This is a genomic window from Aquirufa sp. (assembly GCF_964796385.1).
Genome location: NZ_CBAUBA010000060.1, coordinates 1 through 3121 on the forward strand (window position 1 = coordinate 1; position 3121 = coordinate 3121).

At 31.4% G+C, this 3121-nt stretch carries 6 protein-coding genes and 1 pseudogene; 6 read left to right on the forward strand and 1 reads right to left on the reverse strand.

All coding sequences use genetic code 11. The features are described 5' to 3' along the window. The first annotated feature begins 335 nt into the window (after nucleotides 1-335). From AC1W6K_RS11675 to AC1W6K_RS11700, 6 genes are all read left to right on the forward strand, one after another. On the forward strand, nucleotides 336-875 hold the full coding sequence (locus tag AC1W6K_RS11675) for a hypothetical protein (protein WP_481947620.1): 540 nt from the start codon (nucleotides 336-338) through the stop codon (nucleotides 873-875). 158 nt (nucleotides 876-1033) lie between these two features. Continuing rightward, the gene (locus AC1W6K_RS11680) at nucleotides 1034-1276 is read left to right on the forward strand and encodes a hypothetical protein (protein WP_481947621.1); all 243 of its coding nucleotides are present in this window, start codon (nucleotides 1034-1036) and stop codon (nucleotides 1274-1276) included. Nucleotides 1277-1624: 348 nt separating this feature from the next. Beyond that, complete coding sequence (locus AC1W6K_RS11685) at nucleotides 1625-1951, forward strand: type II toxin-antitoxin system RelE/ParE family toxin (RefSeq protein WP_481947625.1); 327 nt, start codon at nucleotides 1625-1627, stop codon at nucleotides 1949-1951. 4 nt (nucleotides 1952-1955) lie between these two features. Beyond that, nucleotides 1956-2258 carry a helix-turn-helix domain-containing protein gene (locus AC1W6K_RS11690; RefSeq protein ID WP_481947622.1) on the forward strand — a complete coding sequence of 101 codons (303 nt, stop codon included), beginning with the start codon at nucleotides 1956-1958 and terminating at the stop codon, nucleotides 2256-2258. A 21-nt stretch (nucleotides 2259-2279) separates the two neighbouring features. Then, nucleotides 2280-2618, forward strand: coding sequence for an avidin-fold protein (locus tag AC1W6K_RS11695; protein WP_481947623.1), 339 nt, complete (start codon nucleotides 2280-2282; stop codon nucleotides 2616-2618). Between the two features lie 34 nt (nucleotides 2619-2652). Then, nucleotides 2653-2895: a hypothetical protein gene (locus AC1W6K_RS11700; protein WP_481947624.1), complete on the forward strand. Its 243-nt coding sequence runs from the start codon at nucleotides 2653-2655 to the stop codon at nucleotides 2893-2895. A gap of 53 nt (nucleotides 2896-2948) precedes the next feature. Here AC1W6K_RS11700 and AC1W6K_RS11705 read toward each other — a convergent pair. Beyond that, nucleotides 2949-3121: pseudogene (locus tag AC1W6K_RS11705) on the reverse strand (DUF1338 domain-containing protein); the annotation flags it as partial.

Genomic DNA, 3121 nt, shown 5'->3' on the forward strand with positions numbered 1-3121 from the left:
GTCAATGACGTGTCACATTTCAATTGAAGAAATGGAAAAAATTCTAATTTTGTATCATGGAATTAGGAGATAAAATAAAGTCTGCGCGAGTGCAGGAAGGGATGACCCAAAGAAAACTGGCAGAGAGGGCAGGGCTAGCTGAACGACCATAAATTAGCATACTAACCGAAAAGAATGCCAATTGCACAACAATGTATAAGTGTGATGCGGGCGAAAGTGGTGACATGAAAGTAATTACATTGAATAAACTAACTGCAAAACGGAAAGTAAAGTGCCTCGAAATCCCGCACTAGCATAGCCAAACGGTAGCACAATTTACAAAACGCTTCACCCACATGACAGAAAACGTAATGAATTCAGAATTAAATAGCAAACTTAAACTTTGGGATGGTGTTCATACTGAATACTTAACAGAATTGTATGGAGTAAATTCTTTGAGTTTAGATTTTTTCGAGAATTTGGTAGCAATTTGTGTCAATGAACAAGATTTGCAGAAAACAGCTACTTGGCTCATTAAACACCACTACGACAATGGACAAAAATTGCCCGGACTTCTTACTGAGAGACTTTTAACATCTTGCAAAACTGTTGAAAATTGGGAAGCTAAACTTCATCTTTTGCAACTCTTGCCATATTTTAAACTAACAAATAAATCAATTATAATTACAGAAGATTTTACCAGAAAGTGTTTAGAAGACAACAATAAGTTTTTTAAGGCTTGGGCATACAACGGTCTTTATGTGCTGACAAAATATATCCCCGAACTAACAACAGAATTGGAATTTATTTGCCAAAGAGCAATGGAAACAGAAAGTGCAGCTATAAAATCTAAAGTAAAGAAAATTCTTTTGGCAATAAATAAACGAAGAAAGTAACCAATCGACAGAAGAGAAATTACCAAGTAAATATTAATAACAATTGCAAGTTTTGCACTAATGGATACAATGTTTATAATACTCCCCAATTACAGACCAAAAGTATCAGTCACTATCTTCAAAACATCTCCACACAGGTAGATAAGATTGAAGCTGTTTTGGAAGAAGCAAAGTTTTTATGGAAAAAATATTTTGAACATACTGATTCAAAAAAAATACGAGATGAATTGAAATTAAATAGACCCGATGTAGGATGGTACCAAATAAGAAAGGCAATTCAATATCGCAATGCAGATTCAGATTTTCCTCCAGTTAGCTTTAAAAATTTTGAAATAGCTTATAAATCTTTGACTGAAAAAATCTTGCCTCAAGTTTATGAATTTGGTTTTTTGAAGGTTTAATAAATGTTTATGTAAGATTAGGGATATATAATGATTAAAATAAAACCTTATTACCTATAACCTTTATCATTTTCATTGGTATTAGTTTCATTAACTCTCTGATTTTCAGTAGTTCTTGAACAATAGTGTTCGAAAAGTGTAAATTAGAGGGAGCCATACTAGACAAGCCATCAGAAATGATGGCTTTTTCTTTGTCTATCGCCGGGTTAAGCTAATGCGTATAAATACATAAATTTTCAGTCATCTTTCTTCCGACATTCATTTTTGGTGCAATAGAGTAAATATTTTGCGAAAGTTCCATTTTAAGTTAACTTTGTAAATTAAGGCCTAATAAATGAATTAAGAGAAATCGTTTTTTATAAAAATTATTTCAATGATTTTTTTAATAAACAGTCTGAAAAAGGGAAAGAAAAAATCGATTATGTTTTATTTCTAGTTACTCATATAGATAAAGTGCCTGAGAAGTTTTTAAAACATTTAGAAGGGAATAAGGGTTTGTATGAAATAAGAGTTGAACATGGCAGTAACATTTTTAGAATATTCTGTTTTTTTGACAAAGGAAAGTTTATTGTTTTATTAAATGGTTATCAAAAGAAAATGCAAAAAACTTCAAGTAAGGAAATTACAATGGCTAATAAATTAATGAAGGAATATTATATTAATACTAAAAAATGAAGTTATGGCAACGAAAGAAAATAATTTAACTACTTATAAGCAACATTTGTCTAAGCGTTATGGTGTAAAGGGATCAGAGAAGAGAACTGAATTTGAAATTAAAGCGAAAGCTTTTCTAATTGGAGAGTTGATTAAAGAAGAAAGAAAAAATGCAAAAATGACACAAGAACAATTAGCAGATAAAATTGGCGCAAAAAAAAGTTTCATATCGAGAATCGAAAATGGAAAAACAGATATTCAGCTTTCTACATTATATAGATTACTTGAATTTGGATTGGGTAAAACTGTTGAGGTGTCAGTTAATTAACTCTATAGAAAATTTTAAAATATGATTAACTATAACAATAAAGCTTTTAGACCCGTTCAAAATACGGATAACGCGGAAACATCATCAGAAACTCTTTTTTATTACAAACAAGAAGGCAATATCATATCTTCTGAATATAAAGGCGGTAAAATTATATACGGCCATTTAATAGGGTTGGTTGACAAAGAAGGATGTATAGAAATGTGTTACCATCAAATTAATGTCAATAACGAAATTATGACTGGTAAGTGTTTTTCAAAACCAGAAATACTCACAAACGGTAAAATTCGTTTACATGAAACATGGGAATGGACTTCCGGCGACTTTTCAACAGGGACTTCAATAATTGAAGAGATTTAATTCTTAATTTTGAAATGAATTTAGGAACAACTCAATGAACAAATCATTTAACAAATTCCTTTACATCGGATTTTTACTATTAGGACTATTCCAAGCAATTATCTCTAAAGATTATATGCAAGCAGCAGCTTCATTAGGGATTGGAATGGCATTTGATCCATTCAATCCAGAACAAAAGTGGAATGACAGACCAACTTGGCAAAAAGCTGTATTAATTATTCACCTGGCTTTAGTAGCAGCTATGTTTGGATTGGGTATTGGTTTGAATGACAAATAGACCATGTTTTAAATGCTAGTTCTGCCTGACGAATTACTTTGTCATATTTTTCATTATTGTGGTCTATTAATTTGACTGGTGAATGTACTTTCGAAAATTTTGTCGGCATTATTGGCTTCAAATCCTTCTCTAAGATGTTCTCTTTTTCTTTCTCCTTCAGGAATATGTGCAAATTCTGGAAGTACTTTTCTCTCTGCAAATTCGACATAGCTGCCAGCGATATCAT